The sequence below is a fragment of the Dyadobacter sp. SRI_021 genome (genome assembly GCF_057586235.1).
In genome coordinates, this window is sequence record NZ_JBYCZM010000005.1 from 259,946 (window position 1) to 283,116 (window position 23,171).

Consider the following 23,171-nt stretch of genomic DNA (forward strand, 5'->3'; position numbering starts at 1 on the left):
TTTTAGAATTTTAAAACAAATGCACTCCCTTTTCCCGGCTCGCTTGCCAGACTAATGCTCCCGCCATGCTTCTCCACTACCTGCCGCACATAGGCCAGTCCGAGACCGAAACCTTTCACCTGATGCAAATCGCCCGTCGGCACTCGGAAGAAGCGATCGAAGACGGAGGCCTGGTAAGCTTTCGGAATGCCTATACCATTGTCGGCCACCGTGAGTTGCCAGCCATGCGGCTCCTGTTCGTAGTTAAACGATATCGTCACGCGGTCGTAAGAGTATTTGATCGCATTATCGATGAGGTTATTAATCACATTTCCAAAGTGCATCCTGTCCACCTGCACCATCGTTCCGAACGGGATATGCATATTAAAAACCACCGTTTTCGCGGCCTTAATGCGGTGGCTGGCCGCCAGTTCGCATAAGATCTCGGCCAGGCTCACCGGCTCCGTGTGAAATTCGAATTCCTGCTTCTCCTCCACTGCCAGGTTCAATACTTTTTCTACCAGATCGGACAGTCTTTGAAGGTTATTCTGTGAAATATGGAGGTACTCTTCTGTTTTGCGCGGATCGTTTAACGCCCCGAAGTTTAGTAGTGCGTCCACAGCTGCGTTGACCGTCGCAATGGGCGTTTTGAGCTCGTGGGTCATGTTATTGATAAAATCGTTCTTGATGTCGGAGAGCTTCTTTTGGCGAAGGATTGTCCGCAGCATAAACACGAAACAGCCCGTCGTAAGCAGCAGGAGCATCAGGGAGCAGCCGAGCAGCCACGCCATCCGTCTCAACAGGTATGGGACCGGGGTTTCAAAAGTAGCCTGAACGAACAGATGCCGCACCGGGTTGATCGGCAACGGCAATGTACTGAAACGGTCGCCCCCTTGCCTCCTCAAACCATTAAAAATGATCACATTATTGGCCCCGGTTTTGGGAAGTATATGGAGTGTATCGAGCAGAAACGAAGCGTGAATATCCCTTCTTGCCAATTCGGCCTGGTAGGCCGCATAGATCTTCTTCATGTCGACCCGGCCACCTTCCTTCCATTCCTGCATTACGAACCTGGAAATACGGCGCGCGAGCGTATCGGCAGGTGCTACTACAATGCTGTCGTTGTTGAACTGGTAATAAAACCGGGATGCTTCGCCGCTGCGAACGCCCAACCGCCTGACCACAACGCGTGCGTCGCGGGCGCCGCTGCCGGGAGCTTTCTTAGTGGAATTGCCGACAGGAGGTTCATCAGGGACATCGCCGCCAGGAGGTTTTGAGGGAACATTTTGTTCGCGTATCAGCACGCGTGCATGGTCAAGCTGTTGGCTCTCGACCACCTGAAACAATGCATCTTGAACCACATTTGCGAATTGCTGCCGGTTGAGCCGGTAGGTGGTCAAGAGCCAATATCCCTGGAATGCATTGATCGCGACAATGCAGGCGGTCATGAGCCAGAAAATCGATCGGATGCGGCGGTTCGTCATACCGCAAAGCTACGCTTTCCGGGTGGATGATTTCCGGCACTTTAACACTATTTAACACAAAATAGCATTGATTAATAAGGCCTTCTAGCGCAAGAGTGAAATAGCCGGCGTTTCCCTACGATGAAAAATCCGAACGCCGTTTAGTTCCCTTACCAGCCGGTAATGCCGCTGCACATACTCGCGAATGACCGGCACTTTGTCGTGAGGCAGAAAAAGATCTCCCCGTTCCGAATAGTCGCGGATCATCGCTTCTATGAAGATTTTCGGCTTGTTTTCCTCCATATCTTCCACGAAATCACGCGTCCAGCTTGGAACAAGCGGCGATTTCATCGAAAAATGAAAGGTATGCACATCGCGGTAACCCATGGGCCGCTGCGCGGCCACCAGCAGCCCGTCGCGCCAGCCCCATACTACTACCGGGTCCGACGAACAGCTGTTTTGTACAATATGTCCTACCACCTTCTTATCAATATCATCCCGCTTGTCGTAAGCAATATCCCCGTCGAGGTATTTGAGGCTCACTACCATTTGAACAATGCCTCCGAGCAACAGTATTCCCACCGCATATTTACGAAGTTCCAGCCGGGTTACGGACAGAAATAACGCATTGAAAATCAGCAATGGTACAAAAAGGAAGAGCTTATAATGCTCAAAATTGTTTCCCGATTGCAATACGGCGTAAACGCTCAGCAGCAAAAACAGAAAGTTAAAAACAAGCGGCACCCAGTTCGTTTTGAGCCCGGAGCTCCATTTTTTGAACGACAAAACCGGCAATACAACCGCCAGCGCGGCCAGCGTGAGGATGTAAATACCTGAGCTTGTGGCATAGAAAATAAACCGTACGACACGCCCGGGACTGAACCGCTCCGCAATGGGCATGGAGGAGAACTGGGTCGTAAAAGAATAATAAAAGTAATTCCAGAAATAGTTGTTCCAAAAAACATCCAGCTTGCCCCGTAAACCATAAAACACGTTAATCAGAACCGTAGGTAAAAGACAACCCACCAGCAATGCCGCCATATTCCGCCAATCCTTCCGTTGCGCCATCGCGAGCAATAAAAATGCCCCGGTGAGCAATCCCATCGGGGCATTTTGAAATTTGGCGTAGACAAGACTTCCCAGCAATATACCCGTAAAAGCGGCTACCATGGGACTCGACCATCGGCCATAGACATATAAAAAGAACAACGCGATACCGGCTGTCACCATAAAAATGCTGCTATGCTCGGAATTATAGGCGGCGAAAATAGGACAGATTGTGCCCAGAAAAAGCGCAAGACTCCAAGTCACTACCAAACTGAGGCTTTTCCCTGCAAACAATTTACATATCTGATACAGAAGCAGTACCGTCCCGGTCCATAGCAGTAAACCAATGATTTCAGCGCTGCTGTAACTGACCGGCATTCCCGCCCATGAGCCGGCTAGCAACGGAAACACGGTCAAAGGCCGCGCGTCGGTGTAGTTGAGTAATGTCCAGAGTTTGTTGGGGTAATGGTTAATCGCTATGACGGCACTGAGCCAGGTACTGGTATCGATATCATATTCCTGATCGCGCAAAAACGGGACCCTTACGGCCCATATCAGCACCAGAATAACGGCAATTATCGCTGCAGCGTCTTTTCCGGAAACCTTGCGTTTGGGTTCATTGATATACACCTTATAAATCCACAAAGTTGATAGAAAAAAGACTACAAACAGGAAGAGTTTGAAGTAGAGGCTATAAATCATTAGTATACAGAGGGTTGCTTGGGTTGAGTTGGTTAAACCAATATAAGCCCAGGTTCCTGATAATGTGCTATGGAATGTGACTTTTTTTAGTTTTCGGCAAGCAACTGGTACGAGGAGTATTTTTTATTGAACTCTTCCCAGATTTAGCGTTAACACTACTTAACACTAAATAGCAGAACCTTACAAACCGTCGCCTGACCTTTGATCCATCAAATCAAAAACATGGTGACATTATGAAAAAGCTCCTTTCCATTATCGCGCTGCTCTTGGCGGCCGCGCCGGACATGCTCGCACAAACCTCCGGGCAGATCAATTACGAAGTCGTGCGAAAAATCGACCAATCGCGCTTACGCTTCATGGTAAACGGCGAGGAGGTAAAGCAGGGTGACCCCAATTTCCCGACGGATGTTCCCGACACCCGTACCATAGGCCAGAAAGTGTTGTTTGCCGGAAATTTCGTACGCGAAAGCCGCGATGAAGAGAATATGATGTTGAGGGTCAGACAAGAACCAGGCGGGATTCCGCAGACCACCAATGCCGGACGGCCATTCGAAGAATATGTGGTGGTAGACATTGCTGGCCAGAAAACCCTCACTTTTGTGACCGTGGGCAAAGATAAGGAAGCGCATACCTACAAAACCGAAGCGCCGATTGAGCCAACCAGCGGATGGCAGCTCACGCAGCAGACGAAAAAAATCGCCGGGTATTTGTGCCAGAAAGCGGTGGTCAATTTTAAGAAAGAACCCTATTCCGTATGGTTTACGACCGAACTGCCGTTCCGCTACTCGCCGGTGCCTGCTCTTACGCCCGAAAAAGGGGTAGTACTGCTTGTGGAAGGTAGCCGTGAACAGTTCAGGGCCACGAAAGTGAGCCTGGGTAAGGTTGACGACAAAACCGTAATGCCGGATGTACAGGCAGAGAGCGTCACCCAGGAGCAGATGACAGACATCCGCCAGCGGGCAATGGCGGATTTTCACCAAAAAATGGGGCCGGGCGGTGGAGGCATTTAAACTGATATTCTGCCTGCTGCTGCTCTCGCTGTCGCCCCTGCTTGCGCAAAAAGTTACGCCGACGGGCGAAATCAGCGGTGCCGTGCTCGACTCCGCCTCGCACAAGCCGCTGAGGATGGCGTCCGTCTCGCTCCTGCACGCACGGGACTCTGCATACGTAACCGCGACCACGACCGGCGGCGATGGCGATTTCCATTTCCGGAAGGTTACTCCCGGCTCCTACCGACTGCTGGTCACGTTTATGGGTTACAAAAACATTTCCCTGCCCGTTACCGTTGCCAGCGATACCCCCGCCAATGTCGGTACGCTATTTATGACTGAGCAGGGCACGCAACTGAATGAGGTAGTGATCCGCCAGGAAGCCGCGCCGATCACGATTAAACAGGACACCGTTGAGTTTAACGCGGGCTCCTTCAAAACGCAGCCGAATGCACAGGTGGAGGAACTGCTGCGCAAGCTGCCGGGCGTCGAGGTGGCACGCGACGGTTCCATAAAAGCCAACGGCCAGGCTGTGAATAAGGTACTTGTGGACGGCAAGCCGTTTTTCGGCAACGACCCCAAAATGGCGACCCGCAACCTACCTGCTGATATCGTCGACAAGGTTCAGATGTTTGACCAATCATCCGATCAGTCCCAATTCTCGGGTGTGGACGATGGCGATCGGGAACGGACTATCAACATTACCATTAAAAAGGACAAAGGAAAGGGTTATTTCGGGCAAAATGCACTAGGCGTCGGCCCGAGCAGCGGCGATCAATCGGCGCGGTACGAGGCGAAATTGAATGTGAACCGATTCAATAACCACAACGGCGGGCCCAACCGGCAACTTTCGGTGATCGGGCAGGCCAATAACCTCAACCAGCAGAATTTCACGATGGGCGAAGGCGGCGGCGGGCCGCAGTTTGTGGGCCAACCGGGCGGAGGGGGCGATGGCGGACCGGCTGCCCCATCCAATATCACTGAAGTCGCCGCGTTGGGCGCCAACTACCGGACCGAAAGCAAGGCAGTGAAGTGGGGCAAACGCTCCGAAATGGCCGCCAGCTATTTCGTCAACCGCGCCGTAACCACCACCGACCAGCAAAGTCGTCGCGAAAACATATTACCCGGCCAGTCGTTTCTGACCGACCAAAGCAACTATTCCAAAAACACATTGCTGACACACCGCATCAACGGCCGCTTCGACCTACCGATCGACTCGCTGACCAGCCTGCGTTTTACGCCTAATCTCAGCTTTCAGACCAAGGATGTGCTTAGTAAAAACAATAGTTTTTCTTACCGCTCGCTGGCCGACTCTCTCAACAAAGGGCTGACCAGCAACGATCTGCACGGCACGGGCTGGAATGGCTACAATAATCTGCTGTTCATGCGCAAATTCAAAAAGGAAGGCCGGTCGCTGTCGGCGAACCTCAATTCCGTTCTGACCACAGGCAATACGACGGCCTACAACCGCGCGACCAATACGTTTTTTGATACATTAACCACCGAACAAAGGATTGATCAGCGCAATGCACAAGACCAGTTTGCATTGCAAAATACAGTGAATGTCTCTTTTACAGAACCCATTTCATTTACCCAAAAACTGGAATTCAGGTATGCTTACAGCAACAGTTTTGGAAAACTGCTGCGCAATGTAGCCAGCAAAAGCGAAGAGACCGACCAGTACGACCAGCCTAATGCCGCATTAAGCCGGAATTTTGCCAATACCTTTGAAACCAACCGCCTGGGCGCCACATTCCAGACCCGGCGCCTGCGTTACACGGTCGCGTTGGGCGGCGATGCGCAGCTGGCATCCCTAAGGCCCGTCGACAGGTCTACCGACGCCGGTTACAGCTCCCGGTATGCATATTTCATGCCGAATGCGATGTTTTCCTACACATTCCCTGGAAACAAAAACCTGCGACTCCAATATCGAACGAGAGTCGTTTCGCCCGGCATTACGCAGCTGATACCCATCGCGGACAATTCCAATCCGCTCAATATCAGCATTGGCAATCCGGATTTGCGTCCCGAATACTATCATAACCTTACGCTCACATTCAGCATCTCGTCGCGCGGCGGAACTGATAACCTGTTTGTATTCAGCAGCTTCAACCAAAGTAACAACCGCATTGGGGTCTCCACTCGCACGGACGAATCCGGCGTGCAGTTTACGACGCCGATCAACACCCGGGGATTTATGTCGGGAACGGGATTTGTTTCTTTGGGCAAAAAGATCGAACCGCTGCACCTGACTGTCAACCTGAGCACTCAGGGAAGCCTTGCGCGTAATACGAACCTGATCAATGCGTCGGATAATGTAACCACCTCGACTTCTATCGGACAGGGAGTCCGCCTGCAGTCGGATTACAATGGCCGGATCGACTATGGACTGAGCGCGCGCATCACCTACCAGCAGGCGCGGTATTCGCTTCTATCACAGCAGAATATGCAGTATTGGTCGCAATATGCCACGGCGGATATACATTGGCAGTTACCTGGAAACCTGGTGCTCACCTCCGACCTCACCTATACCGGCAATACCGGCCGTGCCGAGGGGTACAACCAGCGTTTTATGCTCTGGAATGCGTCCGTTGCCAAACAGTTTCTACGCACGAAGCAAGCCGAGGTGCGGTTGCAGGTATTCGATCTGCTGAACCAGAACCGCAGCCTGGTTCGTAACACAGGCGACGCATACATCGAAGACGTCCGCAGCCGGGTCCTGAAACGGTATTTCCTGGTCAGCCTGGTCTACAATCTCCGGAAGTTCGGGATATGAAGCTACGGCCTTGCTATCTCCAACCGGCCTTTGCGCTCCCCTGCCCCGTTGCCTGTGAGCGTATAATAATAAGTACCAGGTGCCAGTTTCGAGATATCCAGCGGCTGGCTGTCGGAACTAACAATGCCCGACCATGCAACTTTTCCGTTGCCGTCATACAGCCGAAATTCGCCGCCACCGGCAGTCAGCCCATTTGCCAGTGTTACCTGGCCGATCGACGGATTAGGATACACAAAGAAATCTCTATACGGGATCTTCTGCCGGGGCACTTCAATGGATGGACCCGTAAAAGTGCTGATAAGCCCCTTCTGCGTGGCCACATACAGGCGCCCGTTTGCATACGCGAGGCCATAAGTGTAGTATCCGGCCAGGGTATCGACCGTCGTCCATGCCTCCGAAAGCGGCTCGGCAATGCGTCGCTTGTATACAATGGTATGGTTATCCCCAAAATTCACCGCCGCGTAAATGTGTGTGGCGGTAGTCGTTGCCCGCGAAACGCCCCCGTGCCGCATGCCAGCAGGCACGTATAGCCAGGTAGCACCGTTATCGCCGCTCACATAAGCTCTGGAATTGGTAAATGCCCAGACATGCTTTCCTGTTTGCACAAAATCGAAGGTAGTCAGCCCGGGAAGAATGCCTCCGCCGTGGTAGCGAATGTTCCATTGGGCCGTTTTATCATCCAGAATGGCGAGAGTACCATTCGCCCCCATTCCGCCGATGAGGCAACTGTCGGTGTTGATAATCGCATTGAAACTATAACTGGTCCTGAAATCGAGGCCCTTGTTAAATGCTGCCCAGCTAGTACCTGCCGCATTGAGCTGCTGTATACCCTGGTCGTCGGTGGCTACATATAGTCTACCCTTCCTTTCTGCAAACCGGATTGGGGATGTGCCCGAAAAGCCCTGAGAGGCAAAGCGCCAGGTTTTACCATTGTCGGTGCTTTCGTAAATGCCCTTTCCATAACCAGTGGCATACAGTTTGCCCTTGAAACTGACCAGATCGTCGATACCTGCCGGTGCGGGGTTAAATTCTGTTGATGCCGCCCACGAAGTCCCCCACCGGTCGGCAATGTAGACCTGGCTCGCACCGGCCGCATAGAGCCTTCCGCCGAGGTTGCGTATTGCGTAGATATCGCTTAGAGGCACCTGCCTCTCCAACCGCCAGACGACGCGGCCAGGACTTGCCGTGCCAACGGATATCTCATCGGACTGTGCAAATGCGTATTGAAAAGAAAACAAACTAAGAATGTAGCAAATGATTCTCATGGCTGACAAATGTTGTTGAAAACAGGATGTCGTAAATACCACAAAAATGGTTTGCAAGGATTGAGTGAACGGTGCAAATTGCTGGGCGTAAAAGACAAAAAGCGTGTTATGGCAGTTCCATGACACGCTTCTACACTACATGTTCGTTTATCGGCTTATTATTCTTTCTTGTATCTGGAAATTCGGTCGTGTGATGAGCCGCCCTGCTACCAGCATTCCGACTTTCGGACAACTGTAAGTTTAGCACCTCTGCACCAATGTAAAATTAATTCTATAATAGAAATAACAAATAATTCCACGTTATTTTTTTTAAGCCACCATGGCACAAATTAGCACGAACGCATTCGTGAAGCATTCGTGCCTTGGTGGCATTAAAACCTCATTTTTTAATCCTAGTTTGCGGCAAGAAAAGATTAATCGCTAAAAAAACTGCCGCATGGAAAGATATATCGAGATACGGCTCCGACATTGGGTGTTTGTAGATGAGGTCAAATTTTTCGGTCCCGGACGCTACGAGTTGCTCGAACGCATCGCCGAGACCGGCTCTATCGCACAGGCGGCCAAAGAGATGGGACTGTCCTATAAAAAAGCATGGGCGATGGTCGACGCGCTCAATACACTAGGCAAAGGACCATACGTAGTCACACAGAAAGGCGGTACCAAAGGGGGCGGTACGGTGCTTACCGACACTGCCCGCAATGTGATGGCGGCCTACAAACGTCTCAACGATAAGCTGAATGCTGCATTGGCCGAAGAATCCGAGCTTTTGTCACTCGTTTGAGTTCAAAGGCGTCGCGTTCCGCGAAGTGAGAGCATTCGAAATGCGTTTGCTAAAACTGATTCGGGCAACATACAATAACTGCTGGTCAGCGGGCCGGTGTTCTTTCTGTTCGGGCATAGTTGAAATATCGGTAATCGCCCAGGACAGACATTTCTGCGGACAATTTGTAGGTTCCCCACGGATAAACCGCCTCCGTTTTTACGAGATGTTTTTGGGAAATGCCGTTCGCTTTCCGCGCCTTTTGCAGCAGCTCAGTCACTGCCCTGCCATCCATTCCAGCCGGCTTTGGCAAGTTGTAAATGGCCAGAATCGTAGGAACGACATCGGCATTGGAAGTCGGCAACTCCGTGCTCGCGGCATGCTTAAAATCCGGCCCCGAGGCGAACAACGCAATATTGATCTCGTAAGGACTGGCCCCGCCGTGCCCTGCGACACCTCCCGCAAAGTCGGTACCGGCATAGCCCTTGTCGTTTTTGGCATCATTCCAACTGGGAGCTACAAGAATATCCCCGGAGCGTTTTGGGTGATCGTAATGGATCAGGTCAAAAGAAAGCGTTCCTTTTACGCGGCCCTGAGTGTCGCCTTTTTTAATTCCTTTTGTAAAAACCGCTCCCACCCATTCCTGCTTGTGCAATGCGGCTACTATGCCGGCAATGACCTTCTCGTCGTGATTTTTTACGTAAATCGCGCCCTCCGCTACTACGACATCGTCAGATTTTTGGTCTTGTTTAAAGCCTTCTTTGATCAGAAAATCAGCCAGACCCGGTTTCTCTTTGTGCGTCACAAAGCCGTGGTCGGTGGAAATAATGATATTATAACGCTCCCCGGTTCCTTTCGTCCGCAAGGCTTCTATGATCCGCCCGAATTGCCTGTCGACGTATTGAATCGCCTTCACCGCCTGCTCCGAGCCGATACCATGCTCATGCGCCGCACCGTCAGGGTCCGAAAACCAGATTGCGCTTACCAGCGGGCCATTCTTGACCAGGCCATACTTCAATAATGCGTCTGTAATCCATTTATGCCGGACCAATTCCTTACGTTCTTCCTCCGGCAGCGCGCCGATATCATTCAGGACCTGCGTTTTGAAGGTCTCCGGCAATATAAGGCCCGGGTTGACAATTGCCCCATTCACTGTATGGTTTTGCAAGAAGGCCTGTCCCGTCGTTCCTGAGCTGAAAACCATCATTTTCTGACCCGCATCCGCCAGCACTTCACCTAATGATTTCGCCGTGAGCAGCGGTCCGGATGTAGCTGCGGGAATTTTACGCAAATCTTCGTAGGTCGTCTCGATAGGCCTGTTCGTAGCGACTTCGGGAATGTAAATGGAATTACCCAGCAAGCCGTGTGTCCCCGGATACGAGCCCGTTGCATAGGAAGCTGAATTCACCCGGGTTACCGTCGGAAAGACGCTGTGATGCTGCTTACCCAGGGCCGAAGACTGTTTGAATGCAAACAGGTTAGGCATTTGCGCTTCCGTGATGTAGTCCGGACGCAAGCCGTCGAAAAACACGATCAGGGTTTTAGCATGAAAACGGCCACTAGCCGCAACCGTACCCTGTCCGTGCGCTTGTTGGAGGACAATCACCGAAAAAAGGCAGACCAGGTAACGGAAATGCGGCTTCATCATGCGCTGGGTTATCGGATTTCGGAAACTGTAACGGTGTGTTTACTACGCTGAATGCCATACAACGACATTTTGCCCGCCACCGAGCGGTCAATAGCAATACCTTGTCCTTCGATAGGTGCAGGTAATGTACTGATATGCTGCAAAGTGTAACCCGATTTCGGTAGTTTAAGCACATATATCTCCGCGCGGTCATGGCCGGTGCAGTACAGCAAACCGTCCGCGCCCCAGGCCCCGCCGGAATTGCTTTTTGGTGTGAACAAATCGACGAGGTTTTTCGGGAAAACCCATGCCTCGACCTGCCGCCATTCCAGGTCATATTTCACCAGCGATGTCCACCGCACATCCCTTCCCTCACTAGATTCCTTGCCCGCATAATGCGCAAAGCCGATAAACCAGTGCCCATCCTTCTGATCGAGCCAGGTGAGTGACCCGTGCTGCGCAATCCCGAAACTGTGTGTATCGACGTGCGTCAGTGTTTTCACTTCGAATATTTCGACCGAACTCGTCATCGGGGTTTCAGGATAATTGGAATTCGCGCAATACAACTTGCCTTTGATTACGACCCCGCTGTTCAAATGGATTATCCCATCCTTGGTTCCGTCCCAGGTCGCGACGAGCTTACCGTCGGTCTTGGAATGCTTGGTAATGGTGCTGTTGTTGATCACGTAGAAATGCTGCGCGTCGACCGCCACTGCCTGTTTGGCTTCCCTCACATCAAAAGTCTTCACGGGCACGAGCGTTTGTGCTAGTGCCGGTACATGCGAGAACCACAACAACGAAAAAGTGCAGAATAACAGCGATTTGAAAAGGAGCATAAGGGTTCAGGTGTTTTCAAATCTTAAAAATAGCGAAAGGTGGCTTTTTCTACTTTAACAGAATATGATCAATGGTTGCTACCGTTCGGACATCGGTAGTGGATTTCCTTGGAGCAAGGTTTCAAGCATTCGTATATTCGTAAAAATCAAAACGTTACTCAAAAATGGAAACGACAACCGCAATAAAATCGAAGGAGGCAGATCGCAGGGATGCTCAAAAAGCACTTTATCACAAACTCATCGAAAACCAGCACGCCGTTGAAGCGTATTTCCGCGGCGAATACACATTACAACAGCTTCATGCAAAAGGAATCAAATTTTTTAAACCCATATGAAGTAGTAACAGATGATCAGGAACGTTATTGGTTCCTGGCAGAGTCCGGTATTTGTTATAACGCCGCGTTTGTTAAATCACATGGCTACTTCTATCATTATCCTCAGTTTGACCATCAAGTAGTCAGCTTTTCCTTCAAGCCTTACGGAGAAGATCAGCTCCCTTTCAAAGACATTCCAAGCGAAGGCTATTCCAGCCAAACCAGAGTCAGGGACACAATTATCTGGTTACTTCTTGAATCTTTCCGTCTGCATCCTGAAATATCCATTATCTTATTTGCGAATCCTGCGACGAACTTGCCGCGTGCCGGCAACGGCTATTCGATCGATGGTTCCGACAAGCAGGCCGGCTTGTGCCGCATTGTATCTCCAAATACGACACCGACTTCGCCGGTGAAGGCTACGGCTCAATCTTTATCAGTGATTATAATCCACACCACGATTTGATCCGTGATGCTTTTCTGGGAATTTCCGGCTCGGACAAATAGCTGAACGAATTAGCCTAAAATCGGTGAAAGCCAGTAATGCAAATACAACAACATCGATTCCCATTTGTCATGTATTTCCAAACCCGCTTCAAGGCATTCATTACAACCCTATTTTTCCTGGCAATCTGTTTCCCAAGCATCGCACAGTCCATTGACCTGAAAAACGCGACGTGGGTTATTTCCCCGGGTATTGCGTCCCCCATGAAAGAAACGGCTCCGGCGGTGCTTACGGAGGAAATCGCAAAACGGACGGGTATAACGCTGAAAAATGCAGCAGCATGGCCCAAGGGTAATGCGCCGGTCATCGCATTTGCACTGGCATCGGACAAAACTTTACTGTCGCGCAATGTGCCTGCAGGCGACGGAAACGGCCCCGAATACAAGCCGGAAGGTTACCGGATCGCAACCGAAACAACGGGTGGAAACAAAACCGTCTGGATCATTGGAGCCGATGCACGGGGCGTGCTATTTGGTACCGGGTATTTGCTGCGGCATTTGAAAATGAGCAAGGCATTTATGGGCAAGCCGCTTCTGGAACTCGCCGGGCCCGTAAACATAGCCTCGTCCCCTGCCTACCCGATCCGCGGGCACCAGCTCGGTTATCGGTCCACCGCCAATACATACGATGCCTGGACGGTCGCACAATTCGACCAATACATCCGCGACCTCGCTATTTTCGGCAGTAATGCAGTGGAAGGTATTCCGTTCCATGAAGACGATAAGCCAAGCCCGCATTTCAAGATCCCCGCCAGGGAAATGCGCATCAAAATGAGTGAAATATGCAGGAAATACGATATGGATTACTGGGTGTGGACACCTGCCACATTTGAGCTGGCCGACAAAGCCAAACGTCAGGCCGAACTGGAAATGCACGAGCAATTTTACAAAGAGTGCCCTCGCCTCGACCACATATTCTTTCCCGGCGGCGACCCCGGCGACAACCATCCTTCCGAAGTATTGCCTTTCCTGAAAGAGCTGCAAACCATACTGGTGAAGTATCACCCGAAAGCTAAAATGTGGATTTCCCTGCAAGGTTTCGACACTGAGCAGATCGATTATTTTTACAAGTACCTGGAAACAGAAAAACCCACCTGGCTGCAAGGTGTGGTATCCGGCCCGGGCAGCCCGCCAATGGCCGAAACCCGTTACCGCCTGCCCAAGCAATACCAGCACCGCCAGTACCCCGATATTACGCACTCTGTACGCTGCGAATTCCCGGTGGAGAAGTTCGATCAGGCATTTGCATTGACACTCGGCAGGGAGTCGGTCAATCCGCGGCCCTTTGCATTTGCCAAAATCCACGCGAAATACGCGCCATTTACGGACGGATTTGTTTCCTACTCCGACGGCAGCCACGACGACGTGAATAAGGTGCTGTGGAGCATGCGCGCGTGGGATCCGCAGGCCGATGTGCATGGCATTATGGAGGAATACTCCGCCTTTTTCTTTAATCATACAGTAGCTGCCATAGCAGCGAGTGCGATCGAAGGACTCGAACAAAACTGGAAAGGTCCATTAACCGAAAATGGCGGCGTGGAAATGACTTACATCAACTGGCGGGTTCTTGAAAAAACAGAAGAGAGTCTCGCGAGCAATTGGCGCTGGCAAATGCTTTTGCTGCGTGCATATTATGACCAGTACACGCGCCAACGCCTCATCCGCGAACAAAATCTTGAAAAGCAAGCAAATGCAATTCTGGCCGCTGCCGACCGGAATACCATTGCAAAGTCCATGGATGCGGCATTGGCAACCGTCAACAAAGCGGATCAGGAACCGATTGAACGCGACATCTACAAGCATATCGTTGATTTAAGCGATGTACTCTACACTTCTATCGGCCTGCAAACAAGTACCGAAAAGCACAAACCGCGCAACCCGGAACGCGGTGTGGTGATGGATTTCGTTAATTATCCCCTCAATAACCGCTGGTGGCTGGCCGATGAATTCGAGAAAATAAAAAAAATGACCAGTCCCGACGAACAGTTAGCGAGATTGAAAACCATCGCATTCTGGGAAAATCCAGGTCCCGGAAGTTACTACGACGATATTTCGAGTGTAGCCAAGGGGCCCCGCGTCAAAACGATTTCAGAAGATGCCACCGACGTGGCATGGTGGGATAATGGTATGAGCCGGAAAAGGCTGTCGACACAGCTTTTCCAACGTGAGCCGGAACTCGATTATGACAACCTCGACCCCCGCGCACGCTACATCATACGCGTAGCGGGTGAAGGCGATGCGCTCCTGCGTGTGGATGGGAGAAGGCTTTCCCCTATTGTTTACAACAAAGAATCCGAGACATTCAAAGAATGGATCGTGCCGTTAAGCCTCACCCAGGACGGCAAGATCTCGGTCACTTTCGACGGCCCGGAAGAATCACAGTTGAACTGGCGCAAGCAATCGAAGATTTCGGATGTATGGTTATTGAAACAGCCTTAATGCGATCAATTGTGAATTTCTAAAAAGCGCTTACCGGTGCAAATCTCCAGATTTGCACACACTATTCGCAGGCCTCCGGCCGGTCCATACAACAAAAGCGACATCGCGGTGTCGACCGGCCGGAGGCCTGCGAATAACAGTCATGAAGGTAAACCTTCGCGCCATTTCGTTCCTACAAATAGGAAGCCACGCTGTGGCTTAATCGTGAATGCCCAGAAAGCGATTCCTTACGAGCAGGCAGGCCCCCAGTAAGCCGGCGTCTTCACCCAATTTTGAATGCACCAGTCTTGTATCATTATTAACCAGGCTAAGGGAGTATTTATTAATGGCTGTTTTAATGGGCAAACCAATGTAATCGCCCGTAGCAAGCAGGCCGCCTCCAAGGATTACCAGTTCTGGGTTGAAAACGTTGATCAGGGAAGCGATACCGCGGCCGATATTTTGGCCCAATTGCGCGATAAGCTCAATGGCAAGCACGTCGTCGGCTATGGCGGCTTCGATGATATCGTCCATCATAATGCGATCGGGCTCAGCTATTTTTGTCGTAATGAGTGACGAAGAGCCTTCCCGGACCTTTTCACGGAACATTCTTTCCAAAGCCCAGCCGGCGGCTTCCGTTTCCAGACAGCCTTTTTTCCCGCACCGGCAGATGTATTCATTATTGAAAACCGGCATATGCCCGAATTCGCCCGCATAACCCGATTTACCATAATACAACTCGCCGCCCATCAGGATCCCGACCGCGATACCGTAGTCCAGGTTGAGGAAAAGTACATCTTTTTCATTTTCAACAGCTCCGAGGCAAAATTCGCCATAAGCCATCGCCCGCGAATCGTTTTCGAGGAATACGGGGAAGCCTATTTTCTCTTCGACAATTTCGCTTAGCGGACGGTCGTCGAAATGAAAGTAGCTGTAACTGTGCCCAGTACGGTAATTAACCCGGCCCGACAGGTTGATACCCACCCCTTTGATCCGGTCTTTCGGAACAGATAGCCCGCCGATAAAATCGAGGATATGACCACACAGCGTATCGCGCGATTCGACGGTATTCGTCAGCTCGTAGTCCATTTTACCCGAATTCCTGACCAACGTTTTGTCCAGATTCAGCAACCCGATCGTGATATGGCTTTGCTTCACATCCACCCCGATAAAATAGGCGGCCTCCGCTGCTACACCATACAAATTGGGCTTGCGGCCACCGGAAGAATCGACCTTGCCGTAATCGCTCACCAAACCCTCGTTTCGCAGCTCATTCACCAGTACCGTTACCTTCGGGACGCTGATATTCAGCCGTTTTCCCAGCTCTGGTAGCGTCATGCTGCCATGATTGGCCAGATACCCCAGGATAATCCCGGCCGGATCTTTGGTTTTATAGTTGGCTGCAACGCGAAGTGGTCTGCTCATAGAGTGTAAAAACAAATGGGGCGGCTAAATTAAGGACATATTTACTTTGTTTTATACCCGTTCATGCCAAAAAAGAGGATGAAAACATAGCACAGCAGCGGTAGCATAAAAGCAACCTGCCAGTTGAAATGGTCAATCAGCACACCTTGTAAAAACGATATGACTGCCCCACCGACAATGGCAGTGGACAACCAGCCGGAAGCCCTGGTCGCATGCTCTTCCAGCCCGGCTACCGACAATGAAAAGATCGTCGCGAACATAATCGAATTACATAAGCCAACGGCCACCATCGTCCAGGCAGCCAGCATACCTGCGCCCGTCACGGACACGACGATCAATACGACGGCAGCAATGGCACAAACGCTCAATACCTGCGGCGCCCGCACGATTTTCAGCACACCAGCGCCTATGAACCGGCCCACCAGCATGCTTCCCCAATACAATGCGACGTAGGTAACGGCCTCATTCTCCACAATACCGGCAGTATCGGCAATATAGTTGGTCAGAAAAGAGCCAATGGAAACCTCCGCGCCCACATAGCAAAACAATGCCACCAGGCCGAACCGCAGGTTCCGGAAACCGAAAATTCCCGGTTGCTCTTCGTTGTCAGGTGCCTGTAAAACCGGAGAAGGTAACTTCAACTGACTGATCACGAAGGCGATCACAATCACCAGCGCGGTAATACAAAGATAGGGAAGCCGCACAGCCTCGCTGGATTGCATGCCATCGCGGACCTCCGAAAGAATATATGATGCGCCCAGCAGCGGTGCTACGGTAGTACCCAGCGATCCCAGCGCCTGAATGAGGTTGAATCTCGACGAAGCGGTTTCCGGCGGGCCCAGTAAGGTAATGTAGGGGTTTGCAGCCACCTGCAAGAGCACAATGCCGATCGCAAGAATAAAAAGCGCTGCCAGAAACAGGTAGTACTGGTGCATCAATGATGCCGGAAAAAACAGGAACGTCCCCACCGCCGCGATCGCAAAACCGGCCACCATACTCTGTTTGAATCCGAATTTACTGACCATAACGCCGGCAGGAATGGACATTACGCCATAAGTAACGAAGAAGTAAAACTGTACCAGCGCCGATTGCGTGTAGTTCAGTTGAAAACTGCTTTTAAAAAATGGAACAAGGGTATCATTGAGGCAGGTGATAAGCCCCATCATAAAATACAAAACCGCGAGCGTTATCAACGCGGGCCTGTAATTCTGCCCGTCGGCAATGCCCGCAGGCTGGGTGGCAGCAACTGGTACCTGGGCCATAATCAGACGTTTAAGGACACTTTCGATTGAATGGCTTCCAGCGTTTTCCAGCATTGGTACAATCCTCGCGGTACGTGGAAGCAGCCTTTCCATTTACCGCCCTTTAACGTCAGCAACGGCTCACCCTGGCGGTTGAGGTAACCGAACCACTCGCCGTACTCAGGATCAGGGAAATGACCCCATGTATATGTGTGCACGCGCTCGAACCAGTGCGCGCAACGCTCGTCACCCGTATGCAGGTAACCTTTCAAGAGCGTGATAAGCGTTTCCATATGTACCCACCAAAGTTTCTGGTCCCATTCGAGCTGCTGGGGCGGATTGCCTTTTACATCCATAAAATAGAAGATCCCGCCATGCTCATGGTCCCAACCGTACTCCACGAGCTGGATCGCGATATCAACCGCCCGTTGCGCCAACTGCGCGTCCGAAGTACGTTCGGCCAGATCCATCATAAACCACATCGATTCCAGCCCATGGCCGGGATTGACCAGCCTGCCTTCGAACGAATCCGAAAAAGAACCGTCCGGGCTGACATTTTCGAAGATCACACCCAGCTCAGGCTTGTAAAACTTGTTCATGACCGTGTCGATACCGCGTCCGATCACCTCATTCACCAATGCCGGTTCCAGCAGCGACTCGATTTCCAGTACCAGGTTACACAGGATCATCGGCAGCGCGAAACTTTCCAGCGGCCGCGCACCGGGCACGGCTTTGCTGTAAATACCTTTTGGATTTTCCTGCCTTGTCAGAATGTTATAAAAAGTGTCCGTGGCAATGGTTTTGAACTCCTCGTTGCCCGTAGCTTTGTACAACTGCCCGAATGCCATGGTAGCAAAGCAGTCCGAAAAAATGCTGTGCGGCTGCATAAGCGGGTTTCCGTGGCGGTCCAGCGAAAAATACCAGTTGGCGCCGGCGCGGACGTCCCGTCCGTGCCCATGGTCCCGCCCATGCTTCTGCAAAAACACTGCCCCCGAAAGTGCCATGTCCAGCCACTCCTGCCGTGCTTCCACCTGATTATACAACATGGCAAAGCACCATACCTGCCTGCATTGAAGCCACAGAAACTTGTCGGTGTCGAACACCTTCCCCTCGCGGTCGAGACACGTAAAAAAACCTCCCGATTCGTGGTCGGGAGAATTCTTCATCCAGAAAGGGATCACATCGTTCAGCAGTGCGTGTCGGTACTGGTCAATATACTTTTCGGGTTGCATGAAAGGTAGGTTTAGGTTCAGGAATAGTCCTGCATTTTAAAAGGTTAGGGATTAAAATCGTTTTCGAAATACATCCAATCAATATGGAACAGCGGGCCCCTGGCCTTTTCATTCCTGAAAACCAGGTAAAGGTCATGGATATCCTTGCCGTTTACCGGCAACAGCACTTCTTTCCAACCGGTTTTGAGGTCGTCCAGCCGTCCGCCGGGGACATCGACTTTACCCAGCAGCTGACCTTCACGGCCTCCCTGGCGTAACTCGATCGTACCGCCAGCGCCATGCTCCTGAATGCGAAATCGGATGTTCTTGATGTGTGTGAGGTCAATCTGGTTGAACCGCGTATATTTTCCATTGGTAATGTTGGCGATATAGGACACGTAGCCGGTGTTTTGCGTCGCGATCACCACGCCCACATTCCCTTCCTGGTAATCCTCCATTTGCACCAGCGGATTGCGCAGGACGATATGACTGGCCGTTTTTTGCGGGCCGATCCCATTTGCGCCTTTATCGGTATACGAGGCCAGCAAGACGTAAGCGCCTTCATTGCCTTTTCCAATATGCTCTGTCAGTTTCAGCTGAGCAGAAAGCGGCATTTGCTCCGCATTTTTACCTAATGAAAGAATGTAACCTGCTATTTCTTTCGCGTCTTTTTCGGGCAGGTCCGCGTGAGGGGGCATCGGGTAAGAGCCCCAGTTTCCGCTTCCCCCGGTAATGATCTTGCGCGCAAGCATATCCGCAGCGCCTGCGTTATCCGTGTATTTTTTTGAAATATCCTTCAATGCCGGACCAATCGACTTGGTTTCCAGTGTGTGACAAGCCTTGCAATCCAGCGAAGCATACAATTTCGCCGTCGCCGCATACCGGATATTCTCCCCTTCCGAACCCGACAACGCACCCGCAAGGTCCTTTCCGAAAGCCAGGTAATTGAAGCCAGCGTGAATTTTGGCTCGCTGGATATTCCCGTCTTCTTTATCCGTAACCTTGATATTGTAATCAAACGGGGCATTATCCCAGTAAAAACTGCGATTCGCCTTCGTCTCGATCTTCACATCCGGAGGCGTGTTTCCGATCTTGAACTCGGTAGTAGCAGTTCCCTTTCCGCCGTTCTGGTCGGAGACGGTCAATACTACATTGTAAGTACCGGGTTTGGTGAAAGTGTATTTGATTTCCTCCCCCGCCAGCTTTTTCGCCCCGATCTTCCATTCGTAGGTCAGCTTGTCGGCAGCATCGTAATCCTTCGAGCCTTTGGCAGAAAGCGTAGCCGTGAATGGTGCGGCCCCGATGGTCTTACCTGTCGTAACAGCTGCTATCGGATTGCGGTTACCCTCGGCATACTCCACCCGGATAATGCCGGAGTCGGTATTGCGTGCGAACCAGTTGGTACCGTAAGCGAGCAGGTAAATGGCGCCATCGGGGGCAATCTGCATGTCGATCGGCGCTACGACCTTCAATTGGGGAAGGAAAGGCTCCATGCTTACATAGTTGCCGTTCGCATCCATGGTCACAGCCATGATCCACTTCCGTATCCATTCAAAAATGAACAGCTTCCCATTGTAGTATTCCGGAAGTTTGTAGGGCGCATCCGGGTATAAATCACTGTAATACACCGGGCCAGCCATGGCGCTCGCACCGCCTTTGCCTACCAGCGGATATTTCTTCGACGGGCCTTTCCCGTACCAGATGAATGCTGGTTGGGCAGGCGGCAGCTCACGGATTCCCGTGTTATGCGGTGAATCGTTGATCGGCTTTTGCGGATCTTTTCCTTGTCCTTCCTTCTTGGTCGCGAAATCATAGTCGGGGAACACCTCATTGTCCCCCAAAAAATAGGGATAGCCGAAGAAACCCGGCTTACGCGCCTGGTTGATCTCGTCATAACTCATTTTACCCTCACTGCCAGGCACCTCCGTATCAGGGCCTACATCGCCCCAATAAAGGTATTTCGTCTTCGGGTCGACGGAAATGCGGAACGGATTCCGCACACCCATTGCATAAATTTCAGGCTTGCCCTGTGAACCGTCCTTCGGGAAGAGATTCCCGTCGGGAATACTGTAAGTACCATCCGCTTCCGGCTTGATCCGCAGGATTTTCCCCCGATAGTCATTGCTGTTGGCAGTAGCCGCCTGATCGTCCGAAAGCTCGCGGCCCGGACGCTCGTCGATGGGCGTATGCCCCTCGATTTCCTCAGCATTGGTATTGTCGCCGATCGAGAGATAGAGCAAACCATCCGAAAAAGTAAGGTAACCGGCCGAATGGCAGCAATATTTACGCTGGGTAGGCACCTCCAAAAGAACCTTTTTAGAATCCTGGATCAGGTTTTGCCCTTTCAGCTCGAAGCGAGCCAAATGACTGACACTCTTCTCACCTCCAACGCCATAATAGAAGTAAATCCAGTTATTACGTTTGAAGTCCGGGTCAACTGCTACGCCGAGCAGCCCGTCCTCGATGCCGCTGAAAACATTGAACTGCGCGATCGTCGAAAGCTCTTTGGTGGCATTGTTGAAATAGCGCACAGCCCCTTTCCGTTCAGCGATCACCATATCGTAATTCGGCAGGATCGCCATTTCCATCGGCTCATCGAGGCCCGACACCAGTTTGGTATAGGTAAACCGGCTCGAATCCGGCCCCTCCGATATTCCGGCCATGCGAACCGGGTCTGCATTCTGTACATCCCGGAAAACTGGTTTATCGTGCCGGCTCACCGAAGCCAGGCACAGCCCCCCGGCAAACAAAAGACCAATGGAAGATTTCAATTTTTTCACCCAATAAACTTAATAAAATGATTTATAAAATATAGCGATATGTGAAACTTTAATTTTGAATGACTGAATGACTGAATGACCGAATAAGGAGTATTAACCAAGTCATTATTCCGCCGAAGAACAATCATTCAGCCATTCAATCATTCAATCATTCAATCATTCAATCATTCAATCATTCAATCATTCAATCATTCAATCATTCAATCATTCAATCATTCAATCATTAATCTAATAGTTCGGATTCTGCACAATGGAGCCTCCTGAGCGGTCGATCTCCACCTGTGGAATCGGAAATACCTCATTTTTCCCTGCCGTAAAATTCCCGCCTTTGCCATTCGAGAACGGTTTGGCTGAGTAGGCCTTCATCGTCGGCACGAGCGTGTTCCAGCGCATCAGGTCGTACAAGCGATGGTATTCCATGGCCAGCTCCACGCGGCGTTCATGCCGCACGGCCTTACGCAGATCGTCGCCTGCCTTCACATCCGGCAGCTGCTTTTCAGCCACTTTCAAAACCCTCGATGCCGCTTCAATATCCTTTCGCGACGAAGCCGAGGCACGTTTGCGCACTTGATTAATGTAGCCAGCCGCCTCGCTCTTATCCCCTCCGCTTTCGATCAATGCTTCTGCGTACATCAGCAGCACATCGGCATAGCGGATCGGGTGGTAAGTCCAGGCGTCGTTACCCCATCCTTGTCCACGGCGTGACTCAGGCAAATACACTTTGCGGCTGTGGTAACCGGTATTCGGGTAGGTCGAAAAATCCAATACCTCTTTCGTACCATTTGTTTTCGGAAACTGGTCCCCAGATTGCAGAATAGTATACAACAACCGCGGATCGCCCTCTTCGAACTCATTTACGAGGTCTTGCGTGGGCAAATCAAAGCCCCAGCCGCCGGTCGCTCCACGAGGAGAACAGTACACATTAATGGTACTGCCATAGATAGGAATCGCCGGATCATCGCCCATGATAATGGAAAACACAGCTTCCTTGGTCTTATACCCGTTTTCCAAAAAAATCTCCTGATACTGAGGGTGCAAAGCAAATGCGCCCGAGTCGATCACCTTTTTCGCGGCATCGCGCGCCTTGGCAAAAAGTGCGGGGTCATCTTTAGCAAAAAACAGGTAAGCTCTCGCCAGCAATGCCCAGGCAGCCTCTTTGGTAGCCCGGCCCACTTCGGAAGCCTGCAACTTGGCGGCCGAAAGCATGGCCGGGTCATTCGCAGCAGCTGTCAGCTCGGCTTCAATAAACTGAAACACCTCTTTAGCCGATGCGCGGTTCAGTTTGGTACGATCGTCGACCGTAAGCGTTTTGGTCACCAGGGGCACGCCGCCGAAAACCTCCGCGAGCTCGAAGTAGAAAAACGCTCTCAAAAACCGGATTTCAGCCAGGTAGCGACTCTTCTGGACCGGATCCAACGGCGCGCCGCTGGCGTCGATAAGGCTGGCATCCGGCAACCGCTCCAATGCCACATTGCAGTTCCCGATCGCGCTGTAACGGGCTGTCCAGTAACCTGCAAGGGTTTCGTTGGACGAAAGTGCGCGCCCGAAACCGAGGTCTGTCACGAACGGGCGGTCGCCAGCATCGGAACCGCCCTTGTCGGCATCGTCCGTAGCCATATTGCCCAACTCAGCCCGGGCCGCCTCGTAGCCCCAGAAGTTACTGACAAAACCCCGGTAGCAAGTTACCAGCGACTTAAATCCAGCATCCGGCGATTTGTAAAATGTTTCGTCGGTAAGGTTGCCCGGAGGCGTACGGTCGAGGAACTCTTCGGAACAGGACGTCCCGCCCAGCACCAGGCACGACGCGAGCATTATGATTGATAACTTTTTCATT

At 51.4% G+C, this 23,171-nt stretch carries 15 protein-coding genes; 5 read left to right on the forward strand and 10 right to left on the reverse strand.

The annotated features are described in order from the left end of the window. Positions 1-2: 2 nt before the first annotated feature. The gene (locus AC2YIT_RS17215) at positions 3-1,463 is read right to left on the reverse strand and encodes a sensor histidine kinase (RefSeq protein WP_430849020.1); all 1,461 of its coding nucleotides are present in this window, start codon (positions 1,461-1,463) and stop codon (positions 3-5) included. 84 nt (positions 1,464-1,547) lie between these two features. After that, positions 1,548-3,191 carry a hypothetical protein gene (locus AC2YIT_RS17220; RefSeq protein ID WP_430849022.1) on the reverse strand — a complete coding sequence of 548 codons (1,644 nt, stop codon included), beginning with the start codon at positions 3,189-3,191 and terminating at the stop codon, positions 1,548-1,550. Between the two features lie 233 nt (positions 3,192-3,424). On the opposite strand from AC2YIT_RS17220, the gene AC2YIT_RS17225 reads away from it, so the two are divergent. Continuing rightward, positions 3,425-4,201 carry a GLPGLI family protein gene (locus AC2YIT_RS17225; protein WP_487279968.1) on the forward strand — a complete coding sequence of 259 codons (777 nt, stop codon included), beginning with the start codon at positions 3,425-3,427 and terminating at the stop codon, positions 4,199-4,201. Next, positions 4,188-6,956 (forward strand): TonB-dependent receptor, encoded by a 2,769-nt coding sequence (locus AC2YIT_RS17230; protein ID WP_487279969.1) that lies wholly within the window; start codon positions 4,188-4,190, stop codon positions 6,954-6,956. Before AC2YIT_RS17225 ends, AC2YIT_RS17230 begins: the two co-directional genes overlap by 14 nt. 2 nt (positions 6,957-6,958) lie before the next feature. Here the strand turns inward: AC2YIT_RS17230 and AC2YIT_RS17235 are convergent, their stop codons facing one another. Further along, the gene (locus AC2YIT_RS17235) at positions 6,959-8,221 is read right to left on the reverse strand and encodes a T9SS type A sorting domain-containing protein (protein WP_487279970.1); all 1,263 of its coding nucleotides are present in this window, start codon (positions 8,219-8,221) and stop codon (positions 6,959-6,961) included. 436 nt (positions 8,222-8,657) lie between these two features. Between AC2YIT_RS17235 and AC2YIT_RS17240 the strand changes: the two genes are divergently transcribed. After that, complete coding sequence (locus tag AC2YIT_RS17240) at positions 8,658-9,002, forward strand: winged helix-turn-helix domain-containing protein (protein ID WP_430849030.1); 345 nt, start codon at positions 8,658-8,660, stop codon at positions 9,000-9,002. A gap of 85 nt (positions 9,003-9,087) precedes the next feature. Here AC2YIT_RS17240 and AC2YIT_RS17245 read toward each other — a convergent pair whose 3' ends face one another. Next, the gene (locus tag AC2YIT_RS17245; RefSeq protein ID WP_487279971.1) at positions 9,088-10,629 is read right to left on the reverse strand and encodes an alkaline phosphatase family protein; all 1,542 of its coding nucleotides are present in this window, start codon (positions 10,627-10,629) and stop codon (positions 9,088-9,090) included. 8 nt (positions 10,630-10,637) lie between these two features. Beyond that, positions 10,638-11,444 carry a hypothetical protein gene (locus tag AC2YIT_RS17250; protein ID WP_487279972.1) on the reverse strand — a complete coding sequence of 269 codons (807 nt, stop codon included), beginning with the start codon at positions 11,442-11,444 and terminating at the stop codon, positions 10,638-10,640. 258 nt (positions 11,445-11,702) lie between these two features. On the opposite strand from AC2YIT_RS17250, the gene AC2YIT_RS17255 reads away from it, so the two are divergent. Further along, the gene (locus tag AC2YIT_RS17255; protein ID WP_487279973.1) at positions 11,703-12,224 is read left to right on the forward strand and encodes a hypothetical protein; all 522 of its coding nucleotides are present in this window, start codon (positions 11,703-11,705) and stop codon (positions 12,222-12,224) included. 110 nt (positions 12,225-12,334) lie between these two features. Next, positions 12,335-14,701 carry a hypothetical protein gene (locus AC2YIT_RS17260; RefSeq protein WP_487279974.1) on the forward strand — a complete coding sequence of 789 codons (2,367 nt, stop codon included), beginning with the start codon at positions 12,335-12,337 and terminating at the stop codon, positions 14,699-14,701. A 198-nt stretch (positions 14,702-14,899) separates the two neighbouring features. On the opposite strand, the gene AC2YIT_RS17265 is transcribed toward AC2YIT_RS17260, so the two are convergent. From AC2YIT_RS17265 to AC2YIT_RS17285, 5 genes are all read right to left on the reverse strand, one after another. Then, positions 14,900-16,105, reverse strand: a complete 1,206-nt coding sequence (locus AC2YIT_RS17265) for an ROK family transcriptional regulator (RefSeq protein WP_487279975.1) — start codon at positions 16,103-16,105, stop codon at positions 14,900-14,902. 41 nt (positions 16,106-16,146) lie between these two features. Further along, positions 16,147-17,367 (reverse strand): sugar MFS transporter, encoded by a 1,221-nt coding sequence (locus tag AC2YIT_RS17270; protein ID WP_487279976.1) that lies wholly within the window; start codon positions 17,365-17,367, stop codon positions 16,147-16,149. 2 nt (positions 17,368-17,369) lie between these two features. Further along, complete coding sequence (locus tag AC2YIT_RS17275; protein ID WP_487279977.1) at positions 17,370-18,578, reverse strand: n-acyl-d-glucosamine 2-epimerase; 1,209 nt, start codon at positions 18,576-18,578, stop codon at positions 17,370-17,372. A gap of 44 nt (positions 18,579-18,622) precedes the next feature. Further along, positions 18,623-21,337 (reverse strand): PQQ-dependent sugar dehydrogenase, encoded by a 2,715-nt coding sequence (locus AC2YIT_RS17280; protein ID WP_487279978.1) that lies wholly within the window; start codon positions 21,335-21,337, stop codon positions 18,623-18,625. A 228-nt stretch (positions 21,338-21,565) separates the two neighbouring features. Continuing rightward, positions 21,566-23,170 carry a RagB/SusD family nutrient uptake outer membrane protein gene (locus AC2YIT_RS17285; protein WP_487279979.1) on the reverse strand — a complete coding sequence of 535 codons (1,605 nt, stop codon included), beginning with the start codon at positions 23,168-23,170 and terminating at the stop codon, positions 21,566-21,568. Between the last annotated feature and the right edge of the window lies 1 nt (position 23,171).